General features: G+C 72.2%; 16 protein-coding genes and 3 tRNA genes. 8 read left to right on the top strand and 11 right to left on the bottom strand.

Annotated features, from left to right (window positions below):
• Window positions 1–3: 3 nt before the first annotated feature.
• The 4 genes from ettA to VTA80_RS15985 all read right to left on the bottom strand — a co-directional run bounded on the left by ettA (window position 4) and on the right by VTA80_RS15985 (window position 5,613).
• On the bottom strand, window positions 4–1,686 hold the full coding sequence (gene ettA / locus VTA80_RS16000) for an energy-dependent translational throttle protein EttA (protein WP_407342077.1): 1,683 nt from the start codon (window positions 1,684–1,686) through the stop codon (window positions 4–6).
• Between the two features lie 128 nt (window positions 1,687–1,814).
• On the bottom strand, window positions 1,815–2,321 hold the full coding sequence (locus VTA80_RS15995) for a single-stranded DNA-binding protein (RefSeq protein ID WP_407342076.1): 507 nt from the start codon (window positions 2,319–2,321) through the stop codon (window positions 1,815–1,817).
• Between the two features lie 86 nt (window positions 2,322–2,407).
• Window positions 2,408–3,955: a GTPase gene (locus tag VTA80_RS15990; protein ID WP_407342075.1), complete on the bottom strand. Its 1,548-nt coding sequence runs from the start codon at window positions 3,953–3,955 to the stop codon at window positions 2,408–2,410.
• Window positions 3,952–5,613, bottom strand: coding sequence for a GTPase (locus tag VTA80_RS15985; protein WP_407342074.1), 1,662 nt, complete (start codon window positions 5,611–5,613; stop codon window positions 3,952–3,954). Before VTA80_RS15985 ends, VTA80_RS15990 begins: the two co-directional genes overlap by 4 nt.
• Window positions 5,614–5,696: 83 nt before the next feature.
• Between VTA80_RS15985 and VTA80_RS15980 the strand changes: the two genes are divergently transcribed.
• Window positions 5,697–5,769, top strand: a tRNA-Arg gene (locus VTA80_RS15980).
• Here VTA80_RS15980 and VTA80_RS15975 read toward each other — a convergent pair.
• Window positions 5,731–6,474 carry a phosphatase PAP2 family protein gene (locus tag VTA80_RS15975; protein ID WP_407345793.1) on the bottom strand — a complete coding sequence of 248 codons (744 nt, stop codon included), beginning with the start codon at window positions 6,472–6,474 and terminating at the stop codon, window positions 5,731–5,733. The two genes, VTA80_RS15980 and VTA80_RS15975, sit on opposite strands and share 39 nt — an antisense overlap.
• A gap of 9 nt (window positions 6,475–6,483) precedes the next feature.
• A complete protein-coding gene (locus tag VTA80_RS15970) occupies window positions 6,484–7,077 on the bottom strand; it encodes a DUF998 domain-containing protein (RefSeq protein WP_407342073.1) in 594 nt (197 codons plus the stop codon).
• A gap of 152 nt (window positions 7,078–7,229) precedes the next feature.
• Here VTA80_RS15970 and VTA80_RS15965 point away from each other — a divergent pair, with 152 nt between their 5' ends.
• The 4 genes from VTA80_RS15965 (at window position 7,230) to VTA80_RS15950 (ending at window position 8,561) form a co-directional block, all read left to right on the top strand.
• Entirely contained in the window at window positions 7,230–7,355 is a 126-nt protein-coding gene (locus VTA80_RS15965) for a hypothetical protein (protein ID WP_407342072.1), read from the top strand.
• 214 nt (window positions 7,356–7,569) lie between these two features.
• Window positions 7,570–7,758 (top strand): hypothetical protein, encoded by a 189-nt coding sequence (locus VTA80_RS15960; protein WP_407342071.1) that lies wholly within the window; start codon window positions 7,570–7,572, stop codon window positions 7,756–7,758.
• 9 nt (window positions 7,759–7,767) lie between these two features.
• Window positions 7,768–8,421 carry an oligoribonuclease gene (orn, locus tag VTA80_RS15955; RefSeq protein WP_407342070.1) on the top strand — a complete coding sequence of 218 codons (654 nt, stop codon included), beginning with the start codon at window positions 7,768–7,770 and terminating at the stop codon, window positions 8,419–8,421.
• A 67-nt stretch (window positions 8,422–8,488) separates the two neighbouring features.
• Window positions 8,489–8,561: transfer RNA gene (locus VTA80_RS15950), tRNA-His, on the top strand.
• 48 nt (window positions 8,562–8,609) lie between these two features.
• Here VTA80_RS15950 and VTA80_RS15945 read toward each other — a convergent pair.
• Window positions 8,610–9,521 (bottom strand): RimK family alpha-L-glutamate ligase, encoded by a 912-nt coding sequence (locus VTA80_RS15945; protein WP_407342069.1) that lies wholly within the window; start codon window positions 9,519–9,521, stop codon window positions 8,610–8,612.
• A 61-nt stretch (window positions 9,522–9,582) separates the two neighbouring features.
• Window positions 9,583–10,665, bottom strand: a complete 1,083-nt coding sequence (locus VTA80_RS15940) for an ABC transporter ATP-binding protein (RefSeq protein WP_407342068.1) — start codon at window positions 10,663–10,665, stop codon at window positions 9,583–9,585.
• A 92-nt stretch (window positions 10,666–10,757) separates the two neighbouring features.
• On the opposite strand from VTA80_RS15940, the gene VTA80_RS15935 reads away from it, so the two are divergent.
• The 3 genes from VTA80_RS15935 (at window position 10,758) to VTA80_RS15925 (ending at window position 13,266) form a co-directional block, all read left to right on the top strand.
• Window positions 10,758–11,429, top strand: coding sequence for an ABC transporter permease (locus VTA80_RS15935; protein WP_407342067.1), 672 nt, complete (start codon window positions 10,758–10,760; stop codon window positions 11,427–11,429).
• Window positions 11,426–12,163, top strand: coding sequence for an ABC transporter permease (locus VTA80_RS15930; RefSeq protein ID WP_407342066.1), 738 nt, complete (start codon window positions 11,426–11,428; stop codon window positions 12,161–12,163). The genes VTA80_RS15935 and VTA80_RS15930 overlap by 4 nt, the downstream gene beginning before the upstream one ends.
• A 98-nt stretch (window positions 12,164–12,261) precedes the next feature.
• Window positions 12,262–13,266 (top strand): glycine betaine ABC transporter substrate-binding protein, encoded by a 1,005-nt coding sequence (locus VTA80_RS15925; RefSeq protein ID WP_407342065.1) that lies wholly within the window; start codon window positions 12,262–12,264, stop codon window positions 13,264–13,266.
• Window positions 13,267–13,298: 32 nt separating this feature from the next.
• Here the strand turns inward: VTA80_RS15925 and VTA80_RS15920 are convergent, their stop codons facing one another.
• From VTA80_RS15920 to VTA80_RS15910, 3 genes are all read right to left on the bottom strand, one after another.
• Entirely contained in the window at window positions 13,299–13,700 is a 402-nt protein-coding gene (locus tag VTA80_RS15920) for a hypothetical protein (RefSeq protein ID WP_407342064.1), read from the bottom strand.
• A gap of 332 nt (window positions 13,701–14,032) precedes the next feature.
• Window positions 14,033–14,105 (bottom strand) — tRNA-Lys (locus VTA80_RS15915).
• Between the two features lie 65 nt (window positions 14,106–14,170).
• Window positions 14,171–14,446 (bottom strand): hypothetical protein, encoded by a 276-nt coding sequence (locus tag VTA80_RS15910; protein ID WP_407342063.1) that lies wholly within the window; start codon window positions 14,444–14,446, stop codon window positions 14,171–14,173.
• Window positions 14,447–14,562: the final 116 nt, after the last annotated feature.

Genomic DNA, 14,562 nt, shown 5'->3' with positions numbered 1-14,562 from the left:
CCGTCAGCTGCGCGTGAGCTTGCGGTACGTGACGCGGTGCGGCCGCGCCGCGTCAGGCCCGAGCCGCTCGATCTTGTTCTCCTCATAGGAGGCGAAGTTACCCTCGAACCAGTACCAGTTGGCCGGGTTCTCCTCCGTGCCCTCGTACGCCAGGATGTGCGTGACCACGCGGTCGAGGAACCACCGGTCGTGCGAGACCACCACGGCGCAGCCGGGGAACTCGAGCAGGGCGTTCTCGAGCGAGCCGAGGGTTTCGACGTCGAGGTCGTTCGTCGGCTCGTCGAGCAGGAGCAGGTTGCCCCCCTGCTTGAGGGTGAGCGCGAGGTTCAGGCGGTTGCGCTCACCACCGGACAGCACTCCCGCCGGCTTCTGCTGGTCCGGACCCTTGAAGCCGAACGCGGCGACATAGGCGCGCGACGGCATCTCGACGTTGCCGACCTTGATGTAGTCGAGCCCGTCGGAGACGACCTCGAACAGGGTCTTGGTCGGGTCGATGCCGCCGCGATCCTGGTCGACATAGCTGATCTTGATGGTCTCGCCGATCTTGAGATCGCCGCCGTCGAGCGGTTCGAGACCGACGATCGTCTTGAACAGCGTCGTCTTGCCGACACCGTTCGGGCCGATGACGCCGACGATGCCGTTGCGCGGCAGCGTGAACGACAGCCCGTCGATGAGCGTGCGCCCGTCGAAGCCCTTGTTCAGGTCCTTTGCCTCAAGCACGATCGAGCCCAGGCGCGGGCCCGGCGGGATCTGGATCTCCTCGAAGTCGAGCTTGCGCATGCTGTCGGCCTCGGCCGCCATCTCCTCGTACCGCGCGAGGCGCGACTTGGACTTCGTCTGGCGGCCCTTGGCGCTCGAGCGGACCCACTCGAGCTCCTCGCGCAAGCGGCGCGCGAGCTTCGCGTCCTTCTTGCCCTGGACCTCGAGGCGGGCTTCCTTCTTCTCCAGGTAGGTGGAGTAGTTGCCCTCGTACGGGTAGACGCGACCACGGTCGACCTCGGCGATCCACTCGGCCACGTGGTCGAGGAAGTACCGGTCGTGGGTCACGGCGAGCACGGCACCGGCGTACTGCGCGAGGTGCGCCTCGAGCCAGAGCACGCTCTCGGCGTCGAGGTGGTTCGTGGGCTCGTCGAGCAGCAGCAGGTCGGGCTTCTCGAGGAGCAGCTTGCACAGCGCGACCCGGCGACGCTCGCCACCGGAGAGGATCGACACGTCGGTGTCCCCGGGCGGGCAGCGCAGCGCGTCCATGGCCTGCTCGAGCTGCGCGTCCAGGTCCCAGGCCTCGGCTGCGTCGATCGCTTCCTGGAGCTCGCCCATCTCGGCGAGCAGCGTGTCGAAGTCCGCATCGGGCTCGGCCATCAGCGCGGAGATCTCGTTGAACCGGTCGATCTTGCCCTTGATCTCGGCGACGCCCTCCTCGACGTTGCCGAGGACCGTCTTCGACTCGTTCAGCGGCGGCTCCTGCAGCAGGATGCCCACGCTGTAGCCCGGCGAGAGCCGTGCCTCGCCGTTGGACGGCTGCTCGAGGCCCGCCATGATCTTGAGGATCGTCGACTTCCCGGCCCCGTTAGGACCGACGACGCCGATCTTGGCGCCGGGGAGGAAGTTCAGCGTGACGTCATCGAGGATGACCTTGTCGCCGTGCGCCTTGCGCGCCTTGTACATGGTGTAGATGAACTCAGCCACTGGCTAATCGTCCGCCCTGCAGTTGGAGGATGGGGTCCGCCCGCCCGGTCGGGGGCGGGCGGTCGTCTGTGCCCCAGCCTAAGTGATCACGCCCGCGGCAATCCGCGGGCCGATCACTGCACCCCAAATCACGGCACCGCCGCGAGATCGTCGGCGAACTCGTCGTCGATCAGGTCGTCCTCCTCGACCGGGTCGGCCTCGGCGGCGTCCAGCGCACTGCCCGACGGATCGCCCGCCCGGTCGCTCTCGTCACGCTCGCCCGCCGCCACGTGGACCGTGCGCGCGATCTTCGCCTGCCCGAAGGTCAGGTCCGGCCCGATCGCGACCGCCTCGAGCACCAGCGAGGTCCGCACCCCCTCCGCGCCGGTCCACTCCTGCGTGACCAGCCGCCCGTGCACGATCACCGGGTCCGACTTCCGCAGCGACGCCGCCACGTTGTGGGCCTGCTGACGCCAGGCCTTGACCGTGAACCACTCGGTGCGCCCGTCGACCCACGCGTTGGTGGTGCGGTCGAAGTAGCGCCGGGTGCTCGCCATCCGGAAGCTCGTGAAGGGCGTCGCGGCAGCACCGATGTAGAGCTTCGGCTCGGTCGCGACCCACCCGACCAGGGTCAGGGTCAGCTCGTTCGTGCTCATCGTGTCTCCTCGCCTCGTGGCCGACCGGTGTCGGCTCGTGGGTGCGAGGGTGCGCCGCGAGCCGAGGCCCGCGAGCGCTCGGCGCGTCAGGCTGGGGAGGTGCTCGTGCCCGAGCCGGCTGGGGTCGGCCCGGGCGACGCCGCACCAGCGGCCAGCTCCCGGACCTCGCGGTGCTCGGCGAGGACCGCGAGCGTGGGCGCGACCAGGTGCGCCTCGACGATCTCCGCGAGCGCGGCTCGACCTTCCCGACGGACGACGTCGGCCCGGCGCCGCGCGTCTCGGCGCCGCACCAGCACGGCGGCAACGCCCAGCAGCACCCCGAGCACCAGCAGAGCGATGACCAGCGGGAGGCCGGAGATCCCGCCGGCGTCGAGCTCGGACCCGGCCGGGGCACCGACGACGGCCCAGGTCGCCACGAGCGCGCCGACACCGACGATCGCACCGACGATCGCGAGACCGATCGCGACCCGGGACCGCCGCGCGACCAGGCCGACCTGGGCCAGCCGATCGTCGACCGCATCCCGCAGGTCGACGGTGGTCGCGACCCGGCCCGCCAGAGCCCGCTTCCAGGGTGCGGGCAGCGCGGTCCCGACCTCACCGAGCCAACGCGCGCGAGCCAGCTCGACAGTGTCCTGGTGGACGGACCCGAACGCGGGCACCGCCCCTCGGCCGCCGCGCACGGCGGCCTCGAGCGCGGCCGCGATCATCGGCAGGCCCGCGGCCTGCGAGAACGCATCCAGCACCGGGGCCACCGGAAGCTGTTCCCGGCTCGGTTCGCGCGCGGCGACCTGAGCGGTGAGCAGCGTCGCGGCGTCCGTGATCTCGGCGCCCGCGCGCACGGCGGCCGTGCTGCGGCGCGAGGCCACCTCGGCCAGCAGCGTGCGCAGCTCGGGCACACCGTCACCCGTGCGCGCGGACGCCGACTGGATCCGGACCCCGACCAGCCCGTCCTCGCGCAGCAGCCGCGCGACGTCCTCCTCGAGCCGCGGTCGCGCGGCGGGCCGGACGGTGTCGATCTGGTTGAGCACCACGACCATGGCCGCCTCGTGCCCGGCGAGCCGGCTGAGGTAGCCCGAGTGCAGGGCGTCGTCGGCGTACTTCTGCGGGTCGACCACCCACACCAGCAGGTCCACCATCGGCAGGAAGTGATCGACGATCTCGCGGTGCGCCGGCTCGATCGAGTCGTGGTCGGGCAGGTCGAGCAGCACGAGGCCGCGCAACGCCGCCTGGGCCTCGGCGTCCAGCGCGCTCTCCCGCTGGATCCGGCGATCAGGGGCGACGCCGAGCCAGTCGAGCAGCGGGTCGCCGGACGTGCCCCACACGCACGCGGTCACCTCGGACGTCGTCGGCCGTCGGACCCCGACGTCGGCGAAGCTGAGCCCGCTGATCGCGTTGAACAGGCTCGACTTGCCCGACCCGGTGCCGCCCACCAGCGCGACGATCGTGTGGTCGACGCCGAGCGCCAACCGCTCGCGGACGCGGTCGATCGAGGTCGAGACGCGGTGCGTCACGCTGCGCGTGAGTCGACCGTCCGCTACGACCAGCGCACGCTCGAGCGCCTCGACGCGGCCGGTGAGGTCGGCGGTCTCGGAGCGGTGCGCACCGCGGCCGGACCCGTTCGTCGGGGCGCTCACATGAGTCCCTTGAGGACCGCGAGCCGCAACCTCAGGCGAGAGGCGGCGTCGTCGGCCAGGTCGGCCACGTCGAGCAGGGCCGCGAGCGCGACGCCCTCGCCCCGGACGTACTGCTCGGCGCGGTCGGCGAGCGAGTCGCGCAGCGAGTTCCGCAACCCGGCCGCGGAGTCGCCGAGCAGGGCGGTGAGCAGGTCGTCAGCGCGGCTCAGTCCGGCCGCCGCGGTGAGCGCGACGATCTCGAGCCCGTGCACGCCGAGCGCCCGCACGACGCGGGCCGACCGCTTCGCCACGCCCGGTTCGGTCGAGGTCAGCAGCGCGCCGACCAGCGGCTTCGCCTCGAGCGTCCACTCCCCTGCGCTCACCTCGGCGTGCGCGTCCCGCGCGGCACGGCGCTCGTCGGCCGGCCACGCACCGACGAGGGCGCGACCGCCGTCGAGCGAGCCGGACTGGCCGAGGTGGCTCCGCAAGGCCCGCTCGGCGGCGACCCCGGCGCCGTTCAAGACAGCACCCGCCGAACGCCGCAGGTCGTCCAGGACCCCGGCGAGGGCCTCCTCGCGGGCACGGCCCGTGCGGCGCAGACCCCGGATCCGTCCCGACGGGCGCACCACGCGCGACAACGGACCAGCACCGGCCGCGAGCTCGGTCCACCGGGCCTGCACGGCGCCGTCGGCGACGGTGCCGGCGAGCACGCCCGCCCGGGCCGAGGCGGCGGGGCCGTCCAGGGTGAGCGTGATCTCCGCACGCAGCGCGGCGGCGGCATCCACCTGGTCCTGCACCGCCTCGGCCTGCGCGTCCACCCACGGGCGCAGCGCGCCGAGGGAGCCACGCAGCGTGCGCACGATCACCGACCGGGCCCGGTCGGGTCCGGCGAGCATCGTCAGCCACCGCTTGATGGGCGCGACCGCGCCGGGGTCGAGCAGCCCCTCGTGCGGTCCGACGTCCGGAACCACGAACAACGGCACGCCCTGCATCCCGCGGCTGCGCAGCCGGGTGAGCAGGTCGCCGCGGACCGTGGAGAGCGACTCGGGCGGCACGCGGTTGAGCACCATGGCGACGGACGCACCGCGCTCCATCGCGCCGGCGAGCACCTGCCACGGCAGCGCGTCGCCGTACCGGGCGGCCGTGGTCACGAACAGCCAGAGATCGGCAGCCTCGAGCAGGCGGTGCGCGGTGGTGCGGTTCTCCTCGAGCACCGAGTCGAGGTCGGGCGCATCGAGCAGCGCGATGCCGCGCGGGACGAGCGCGTTCGACACGACCTTCACCGCCTCGAGCACCGGGTGACCCGCCAGCAGCTCGCCGTCCTCGGGGTGGTGGGCGATGACCGGTTGCCGGGTCGTGGGGCGCAGCACACCCGCCTCCGACAGCTCGGCTCCGAGCAGCGAGTTCATCAGCGTCGACTTGCCGGCGCCGGTCGACCCGGCCAGGACGACGACCGCGGGCGCCGACAGCTCGACCAGACGCGGCAGAAGGTGGTCGCTCAACTGACCCATGAGCCGGACCCGCGAGGCGCGAGCCTCGGCCACACCCTGGATCTCGAGCGGAAAGGACGTCGCGAGGACGTCGCGGTGCAGGTCACGCACGGCGTCCAACAGGGACGGCGCCACATTGACTGGCTCGAAGGTCGCGCTGGCGACGTCGGGCTCCGGGTGGGCGCTCACGGCTCCATCCTCTCCCGCCTGCGTGATCAGGCCAAACGCCCGCGCCGTAGACGGGCCCGCGCCGTCTAGGCTGTGTGCGTCCCGCCCCCGTAGCTCAATGGATAGAGCAACGGCCTTCTAATCCGTAGGTTGCTGGTTCGAGTCCAGCCGGGGGCACCGCTGCGAGCGCCGCACGGCGCGCACCCGGTCGATGATCGTCACGGCCCCCAGGATCGCGACCGCGAGGGCGAACGCCGCCAGCACGTCGGTGAGGAAGTGGTAGCCGAGATAGAGACGGCTGAGCCCGACGGCCCCCGCCCCGACCGCTGTCGCGATCCCCCACCAGATCAGCCGGCGGTGCGTGGGATGCCGGCTCACGACGAGATACCAGGCGACGAGCAGCAGCGTCGCGGCGCCGATCGTGTGTCCCGACGGGAACGACGCCGTCTGCTCGGCCCCGGGCACGATCATCGTGGACAGCGGCGGTCGCGGCCGGGCCACGATCCCCTTGATGGCCAGCGAGATGGACGTGGACGCCACCATCGCGCCCAGGAGGAGCCCGGGTCGCCACCAGGCACGCCGCACGAGGCCCCAGACTCCGCACGCCACCGCGACGATGAGCGGCAGCACGATCGGACCCGAGACCAGCGTGATGGCGCTGAACACCGCCGTGGCCACCGGGCCGCGGCTCGCCACGAGCGCGGCGAGCACCGGGCGGTCGAACACCGAGAGGTCGTCGTTCTCCCGGACCGCGTCGAGCAGCCCGGCGAACGCCGCCAGACCGAGGGCGATGAGCACCGCCCCGGGCAGCGCCGCCCGGACGATCGGCCGACCAGCCAGCTCGCGCTCAAGACGGTCGCGCAGGTCCACCAGGGACGCCATCGCCGGCACCTACCTGCGCCGCAGGGCGAGGACGAGCCCCAGCGGCACGAGGGACTGGGCACCCGCGACCGCGCGCTCGGCGAGACCTGTGGCGGCGCCGCCGTCGGGCCCGAGACCCTGCAGCTCCACGACGAACCACGCCAGCAGGACCAGCAGGACCCCGGAGGCGAGCGCCCCGGCGAGGGGGCTGAGCGCGCCCTTCGCGCCGCGCCGGCTCGCGGCCGCGGGCCAGATCGACAGCGCGCCGAACGCGACGGCGGCGCACACCCCGTGGGCGCGGGGGTAGGCGTCGACCGGGAGGGCGGCCACGAGCGCGGTCGCCACCCCGCCCGTGGCGAGCAGGAGCCTGCCGCGCAGGGCCGCAGGACGCAGCGCCACCGCCGTCGCGACGTGCCCGACGCCGGTCAGCGCCAGCCCGGCCGTCATGATCGCGGGGGCGGTGACCGCCTGGGTCGCGAGCGCGCTGATGGTGTCGCGCACCGGGTCAAAGCCCGGTCCCTGGACCGCCGCGGCCAGCGTCCAGCCGCCGATCATCCCGATCGGGGCGACCAGCGCGGAGGGCAACGCCCAGCGGGGCAGGGCAGACGAACGGGCAGAAGGCATTGCCGAAGGCTAGTGCCGCGCGGCCGCCCCGAGCGGCCCCGGCCTGGAAAAAGACGTGCCACCGCGCTGGCCCGCGTGGTTCGGTAGGTCCACCGCGGTGACGTTCGGGTCCGGCCAGACCCACTCGATTTCTACGTCACGAAGGACACACCATGAACAACCTGATGCTCGACTATCTCTGGCTGCGCGCCTATTCCGACAACCTCGAGGCGCGCAACCCGGCGCACCGTGAGAGCGCCTGGTCTGCCTTCCAGCCGACCTTTCTCGCGATCCGCTGACGCGCCCGGCCGGACCCCTCCGGCCGGGCGTGCGGCGCCGCGTGCCACGATGTGGCCATGCTCGCTCCACGCGCCCCGTCGTCTCAGGCGGGCCGTCACTGATGGGTCGCCACTCGGGACCCCCCGCTCCCCCGCCGGACCCTGCCCGCGACGCCGTCCCCGACACGCCCCCGCAGCGGGGACCCGACCCGAGCACCGGCGCCTGGACCGGCTCGTGCTCGCCGGGGCCGCCGCCATGGGGACCGGGGTCGTGATGGCGTGGGCCGGCGCGAACCTCGCCACGGCCGCGCTCGGAGCGGCCGGCTCGGCCCTGGTCGTCCTGGTCGCCGCCCGGGTGGCCGCCTCCGTGCCGGGCAGACCGCACAACCCGGGCACGACGGACCCCCCGCACGACGCGCCGTAGTCTTGACCTGTGAGCGTCAACAGCAGCACCAACGGCCCGAGCGCCGACCGTATCGTCTGGATCGACTGCGAGATGACCGGGCTGGACATCGTCGCCGATGCCCTCGTCGAGGTCGCCGCCGTCGTGACCGACTCCGAGCTCAACGTCCTCGGCGAAGGGGTCGACGTCGTGATCTCGCCGCCACCGGCCTCGATCGAGCAGATGGGCGACTTCGTCCGCGCCATGCACACGTCGTCGGGCCTCCTGGAGACCCTGGCGGGCGGCACGACCCTGGCCGACGCCGAGGAGCTCGTGCTCGCGTACATCCGCGAGTGGGTCCCCGACGCCGGCAAGGCGCCGCTGGCGGGCAACTCGATCGGCACCGACAAGTCGTTCCTCGAGCGGGACATGCCGGGCCTCGTCGGCCACCTGCACTACCGGGTGATCGACGTGTCCTCGATCAAGGAGCTCGCGCGGCGCTGGTACCCGCGGGTCTACTTCGCCTCCCCGGAGAAGAACGGCGGCCACCGCGCGCTGGCCGACATCCTCGAGAGCATCGACGAGCTGCGGTACTACCGCGCTGCGCTCCTCGTGCCCCAGCCGGGCCCCGACTCGAAGGCCGCGAAGGCCGTCGCGGCCCAGGTCGTGGCGACGTCCGTGAAGCGCGGCGTCCCCACCGCGTAGCCACGCCCCCGAGCATCCCCTCGCAACCGGTACACTCATCGTCGGCCCCAGCAACATCGGGGACACGGTGGCTATAGCTCAGGTGGTAGAGCACCTGGTTGTGGTCCAGGGGGTCGCGGGTTCAAGTCCCGTTAGCCACCCGTGGTGAACGGCGTCCGGCTCCTCGCGAGCCGGGCGCCGTTCTGCTTTCAGCGCCCGACGCGCTTGGCGATCGCGTCCGCGACCCGGCCGTCAGCACCGTCGTCGAGCAGCAGGAACAGCGATGGCTCGGTGAGCTCGAGCTCGAGGAGCATCGGCGCCCCGTCGGCGTCGGGGATCAGGTCGACGCGCGCGTAGAGCAGCGGGCCGCCGTCGGCCCCGGGGGCGACCGTGGGCAGCACCTCGATGATGGCGTCCGCGACGGCGCGCTCTGCTGCGGTCGCCGGCCGCGGCGTCATGTCCTCCTGCTTGTACAGCGCCTCGAAGCCCCGGTTCGGGCCCTCGAGCAGCGGTCCCTTGCGCACCGAGTGGCTGAATGCCCCGTCGATGTAGACCAGCCCGGTCTCGCCGATCGTGTCGACCTGCTTGAGGTAGGGCTGGACCATCACGTGCCGACCGGCGCGCAGCAGGTCGCGTGCGTGCACGATCGCGAGCCCGCGCTGGTCGGCCTCGTTCGACTGGTAGCGCCCGGTGTCTCTGGCCCCCGCGCTGACGGTGGGCTTGACGACGAACTCGCCGCTGGCCGGGAAACGGGTGTGCACCGCACGCGAGGTGAGGTTGCGGGCGGGGTCCAGCCAGATCGTCGGCACCACGGGGACGCCGGCGCGCTCGAGGTCGCGCAGGTAGAACTTGTCGGTGTTCCAGGCGAGGACGTCGGCCGGGTTCGCGAGCCGCGGCACGCTCTGCGCCCAGGCGATGAACTCCTGCTGGCGCAGCACGTAGTCCCAGGTGCTGCGCACGACGACGAGGTCGAACGCATCCCAGTCGACGCTCGCGTCGTCCCAGACGGCCGGCTCCGCGGTCACGCCCCGCTCCGCCAGCGCGGGCAGCAGCAGCGCATCGTCCGCTTCAAGCTGCGGGAACAGGGAGCAGGTGGCCAGGGCGACGCGAGGTGCAGTCATGGGGGCAGGATATCGAGCCGGCGACGAGATAACCGCCAATGACCGCCGTCGGGCACCTCCATCAGCCCTCGGCCGCGGCCGCCTCGTCCTGCTCGTCGGCCGCCTGCGCGGTGATCCGGCGCAGCGCGCCGAGCAGGCCGTCGGGGGTCAGCCAGCCGGCCAGCTCGGGGTCCTCGGCGCCGTCGCGTGCGGCTCGGACCGGCACGGACTGCCCGCCCGAGGCCGCGAGCGCCGCGAACGCGTCGTCCAACCGGCTGCCCAGGTGCAGGGAGGCATCCGGGGCGAGCAACGGCGCGGGCGCAGGTCCCCGGGGGTCCGGCCCGGGGCCGCGCTCGAGGTCGGCGGCGGTCAGCTCGCCGATGCCGAGCAGCCGCACGGCGCGGCCGCCGCCCACGAAGTCGGCGACCATCCCGCTCGCGGGCCGCGAGAGCAGGTTCACGGCGTCGGTGACCTGCTCGAGCCGGCCGCCCTGACCGAACACGGCGATCCGGTCCCCGAGCCGCACGGCTTCATCGATGTCGTGGGTGACGAGCATCACGGTCGTGCCGAGCTCGCGCTGGATACGCCAGAACTCCTGCTGGAGCCGCCGCCGCCCCTCGGGGTCGACCGCGCCGAACGGCTCGTCCATGAGCAGCACGGGCGGGTCGGCCGCAAGCGCGCGCGCGACTCCGACGCGCTGGCGCTCCCCGCCGGAGAGCTGGTGCGGGTACCGGCCCGCGTAGGTGCCCGGCTCGAGCCCGACGAGCTCGAGGAGCTCGCCGGTGCGCTGGCGCGTGCGGGCCCGGTCCCAGCCGAGCAGCGCCGGCACCGTCGCCACGTTCTGCCCCACGGTCCGGTGCGGGAAGAGCCCCACGTTCTGGATGACGTACCCGATCCGGCGGCGCAGGGCGACCGGGTCGCTCTGTGCGATGTCGTCACCCTCGACGAGCACCCGGCCCGAGGTCAGCTCGACGAGCCGGTTCGCCATCCGCAGCGTGGTCGACTTGCCGCACCCCGAGGGCCCCACGAGCACGAGCAGCTCGCGCGGGTAGACCTCGAGATCGAGCCCACCGACCGCGACCGTGCCGTCCGGGTACTCCTTGCGCGCCTGCTCGAACCGGATGACCGGATCACCGGTCGGGGTCGGGGCGACCGGGTTGCTCATGCCCCCGGACGCTACCCGGGTCCGTGCCGGTCTGGGGTCGGCTCCGGGAAGGACCCTGCGGCGAGGGCGTGCGCCCGGGTAACGTCCTGGCCGTGACCTCGACCGAACCCGCCAATCCCTGGCTGTCGTGGGACTACGTCCAGAACAACTGGGCGGACATCTCCGAGGCCCTGGCCCAGCACGTGTCGCTGACCGTCGAGGCGGTGCTCATCGCGTTCGTGATCGCCCTGCCCCTGGCGATGCTGGCCCACGGCCGCCCCCGGCTCGCGGGGCCCATCCTGGGCCTCTCCGGGGTGCTCTACACGATCCCCTCGCTGGCGCTGTTCGCGATCTTGGCGCCGTTCACCGGGATCGGGCGCACGACGGTGCTCATCGGGCTCGTGGCGTACGCCCTGCTCGTCCTCGTGCGCAACATCCTCGTCGGGTTGCAGGGCGTCGACCCCGAGGTCCGTGATGCCGCACGCGGCCTGGGGTACGGCCCGACGCGGGTGCTGCTCGCGGTCGAGCTGCCCACGGCGCTCCCCGCGATCATCGTCGGGCTGCGGCTCGCGACCGTGACGACCGTGGCGCTCGTGACGATCGGCGTCGTGGTCGGCTTCGGCGGGCTCGGCCAGCTCATGTTCCGTGGGTTCAGCAGCGACTACCACGCGGAGGTGATGACGGCGACCCTCCTCTGCCTCGCGATCGCGCTCGTCGCGGACCTGCTGCTTGCCGTCGCCGGCCGCCTCGCGACGCCCTGGGTCCGGTCGGGGGACCGCTCATGAACGGCAACGACAACATCGTCGGCCAGGCGCTCACCTGGCTCAACGACCCGTTGAACTGGCAGGGCCCGAACGGCATCCCGGTCCGGACCCTCGAGCACCTGACCATGTCGGCGCTCGCCGTGCTGCTCGCGACGCTCGTCGCCCTGCCGCTCGGCATCTGGCTGGGCCACCGCGGCCGCGGCGGGGCGCTCACGGTCGTGGTGGCGAACACGTCCCGGGCGCTGCCCACCTTCGCGCTGCTGCTGATCTTCGCGTCCACGGCGATCGGCATCGGCAACCGACCGGTCGTCCTCGCGGCAGCGATCTTCGCCATCCCGGTGATCCTCACCAACACCTACGCCGGCCTGCGCGACGTCGACCCGGACGTGCGCGATGCGGCCCGCGGGATGGGCATGTCCGGCCGCCGCTCGCTAGCGCTCGTCGAGATCCCGCTGGCCCTCCCGCTGATCGGCGCGGGGCTGCGCACCGCGGTGGTCCAGGTGATCGCGACCGTCCCGCTCGCCGCGCTGGTCGGCGGCGGCGGCCTCGGGGCGTACATCGTCACCGGGCTCGCGACCCGCAGGTTCGGGGAGGTCCTGGCCGGAGGCGTCCTCGTGGCGGGTCTGTGCCTGATCGCCGAGGCGGCGCTCGCGGGTACCCAGCACCTCCTGACCCCGCGCCCGATGCGGCACGTCCGCACCCCGCGCCGTCAGCGCAGCGCGTCTGCTCCGGCGGCGAAGGACAGCACGAGGTGAGCGGATCCACAGCCCAAACCGGTTGCCCCGCGCCCGCTCCCGGGTTCCAATAGTCATCCGTGCCGCCACGCGGTGGCAGATTCTCCTGGAGGTTCTCCATGCGAGCACGTCGAACAACGATCACCGCCCTTGCAGCGGCCGTCCTGCTCCTCACCGCCGCGTGCGGTGACGCCGGGTCTTCGGGCGGCGCCACGACCGCCCAGTCCGCGGACAGCACCGCCCAGGCCACCTGCGCACCCGTGGCCGGAGACAAGCTCGTCGTGCTCACCGACGACCTCAAGCTGCAGACGGTCGACAACCTCGTCCCAGCCATCAACGCCGCCGCGATCGACGGCGACTCGACGATCGTCCCGCTGCTCGACTCCCTCTCAGCGACGCTCGACACCGCCACCCTCGTCGGGCTGAACAAAGCCGTCGACGTCGACCGGCAGACCTCCACCGAGGTCGCGGCCCAGTACCTCAAGGACAAGGGCCTGGACACCCAGGACTCGGTCGGCGCGAACAAGAAGATCGTCGTCGGGTCGGGCAACTTCTCCGAGAGCGCGACGCTCGCCGAGCTCTACGCCGGAGTGCTGCGGGCGGCCGGGTACGACGCGACCACGCAGACGATCGGGAACCGCGAGACCTACGCCCCCGCGCTCGAGTCGGGCGAGCTGACGATCGTGCCGGAGTACGTGGGCACGTTCACCGAGTTCCTCAACAAGGCAGCCAACGGCGCCGACGCCCCGGCGGCGGCCAGCCCCGACCTCGACGCCACGATGGCGCAGCTGACCACGCTCGGGAAGGCCGTCGGCCTCACCTTCGGTACCCCCGCGGCCGCACAGGACCAGAACGCGTTCGCGGTCACCACGGCGTTCGCCGACAAGTACGGCGTGTCCACGCTCAGCGAGCTGGCTGCCGCGTGCGGCGGGCTCCAGCTGGGCGGGCCGCCGGAGTGCCCCGAGCGCCCGTTCTGCCAGCCGGGCCTGGAGAAGACCTACGGCCTGGACTTCGCCGGGTTCACGTCGCTCGACGCCGGCGGACCGCTCACGAAGGCCGCGCTGACCCAGGGCAAGATCGCTGTCGGCCTGGTGTTCTCCTCGGACGCAGCGCTCGCGAAGTAGCTCGTCTGCGCACCCCGTCCGGTCCCGCTGGCTCAGCCTTCGGGGCCGGACGGCGTCGCGTCCGGGGTCGTGTGGACGATGCGCAGCGTGGGCGCAGCGGCGTCCACGTCGTCGTCGGTCAGCCGTCCGGCAACGAGGCGCCAGCGGGCGATGCGCGCCATCCGGCGCTTCTGGATGAAGCGCTGGATCCGGTGCATGGCCGCCGAGATGCACTCGTTGCCCAGCTCGAGCTCGCGACCGGTGGAGGGGATCACCGTGCCGTTCAGATCGCGGAAGAACTCGGTCCAGTCGATCCAGAGGTAGTTCGCGAACCACGTGTCGTCGAGAGCCTTCGCGATCACCAGGATCTCCTCGGTGACGTCCGCGGCATCGACGATCTCCGTCGAGGTCCGCTGCCGGCCCCGGTCATCGATCCACATGAAGTTGCGCGCCATGGCCAGTCCTTCGTGGGCTCGTCAGGAGGCGACTTCTTCACCTGACCAAAGAATAGTGCCCGAGACAAGAGTCATGTGTCGATTTGACTCAGTTTGATCTTGCCGCTTCGCGTGGATGAGACTGAACCCAGCCCGAGTGCATCTGGACGACCGCCCGCGTGCCGCTCGTCTGCGCAGACTGATCCTCCACAGCACCACAGCACATCACCACAGACCATGCCAAATTGACCCATGCGGGATAGACCGCCCACCACGACGATCACGGCAATTCTCGCGATCCCGGCACAAAAAAGGCCCCCGCCCAACGTTTCCGCTGGTCAGGGGCCTATCGGTGCGCCATCAGGGACTCGAACCCCGAACCCGCTGATTAAGAGTCAGCTGCTCTGCCAATTGAGCTAATGGCGCGCGGAGCATGACATTACACGGCGTGCGGCCCCGATGCGAACCAGGTGCCCCCGACGTGTCCTACGTCATGCCGGTGGGACGGCCTCGACGTCCGGCGCGGCGGCCTCATCCGTCTCCCACCACGCGTCGTCGGGCAGGCCCTCGGACCTCAAGATCTCGGACGACCCGGCGCCGGTCGGTGCTGCCAGGTCGGCGAGCAGCGCCAGCGGCACGTGCTCCGCGAGCAGGCCGAGGAACTCCTGGGTGGTGTCGCTCGGGCGCCCGCCGGTCAGATCACGTTCGGTCGTGCCCATCGCGTCACCCCTGTCGTCCACCTCGCGGCGAATGCCGTCGAAGCCCATGGGACCACCCGAGGGGCCTGCAACGCAATTGTCCGACCATTCGGTGGGCGACGGCTCACCCGTTCGCCTCGAGGCTCAGAGGTACAGCCCCGAGGCTCAGAGGTACAGCCCCGAGG

The organism is Pengzhenrongella phosphoraccumulans (genome assembly GCF_045689905.1).
Classification (GTDB): domain Bacteria; phylum Actinomycetota; class Actinomycetes; order Actinomycetales; family Cellulomonadaceae; genus Pengzhenrongella; species Pengzhenrongella phosphoraccumulans.
The sequence above is the reverse complement of the archived record's forward strand: the minus strand, read 5'-3'. Positions and strand labels throughout refer to the sequence as shown.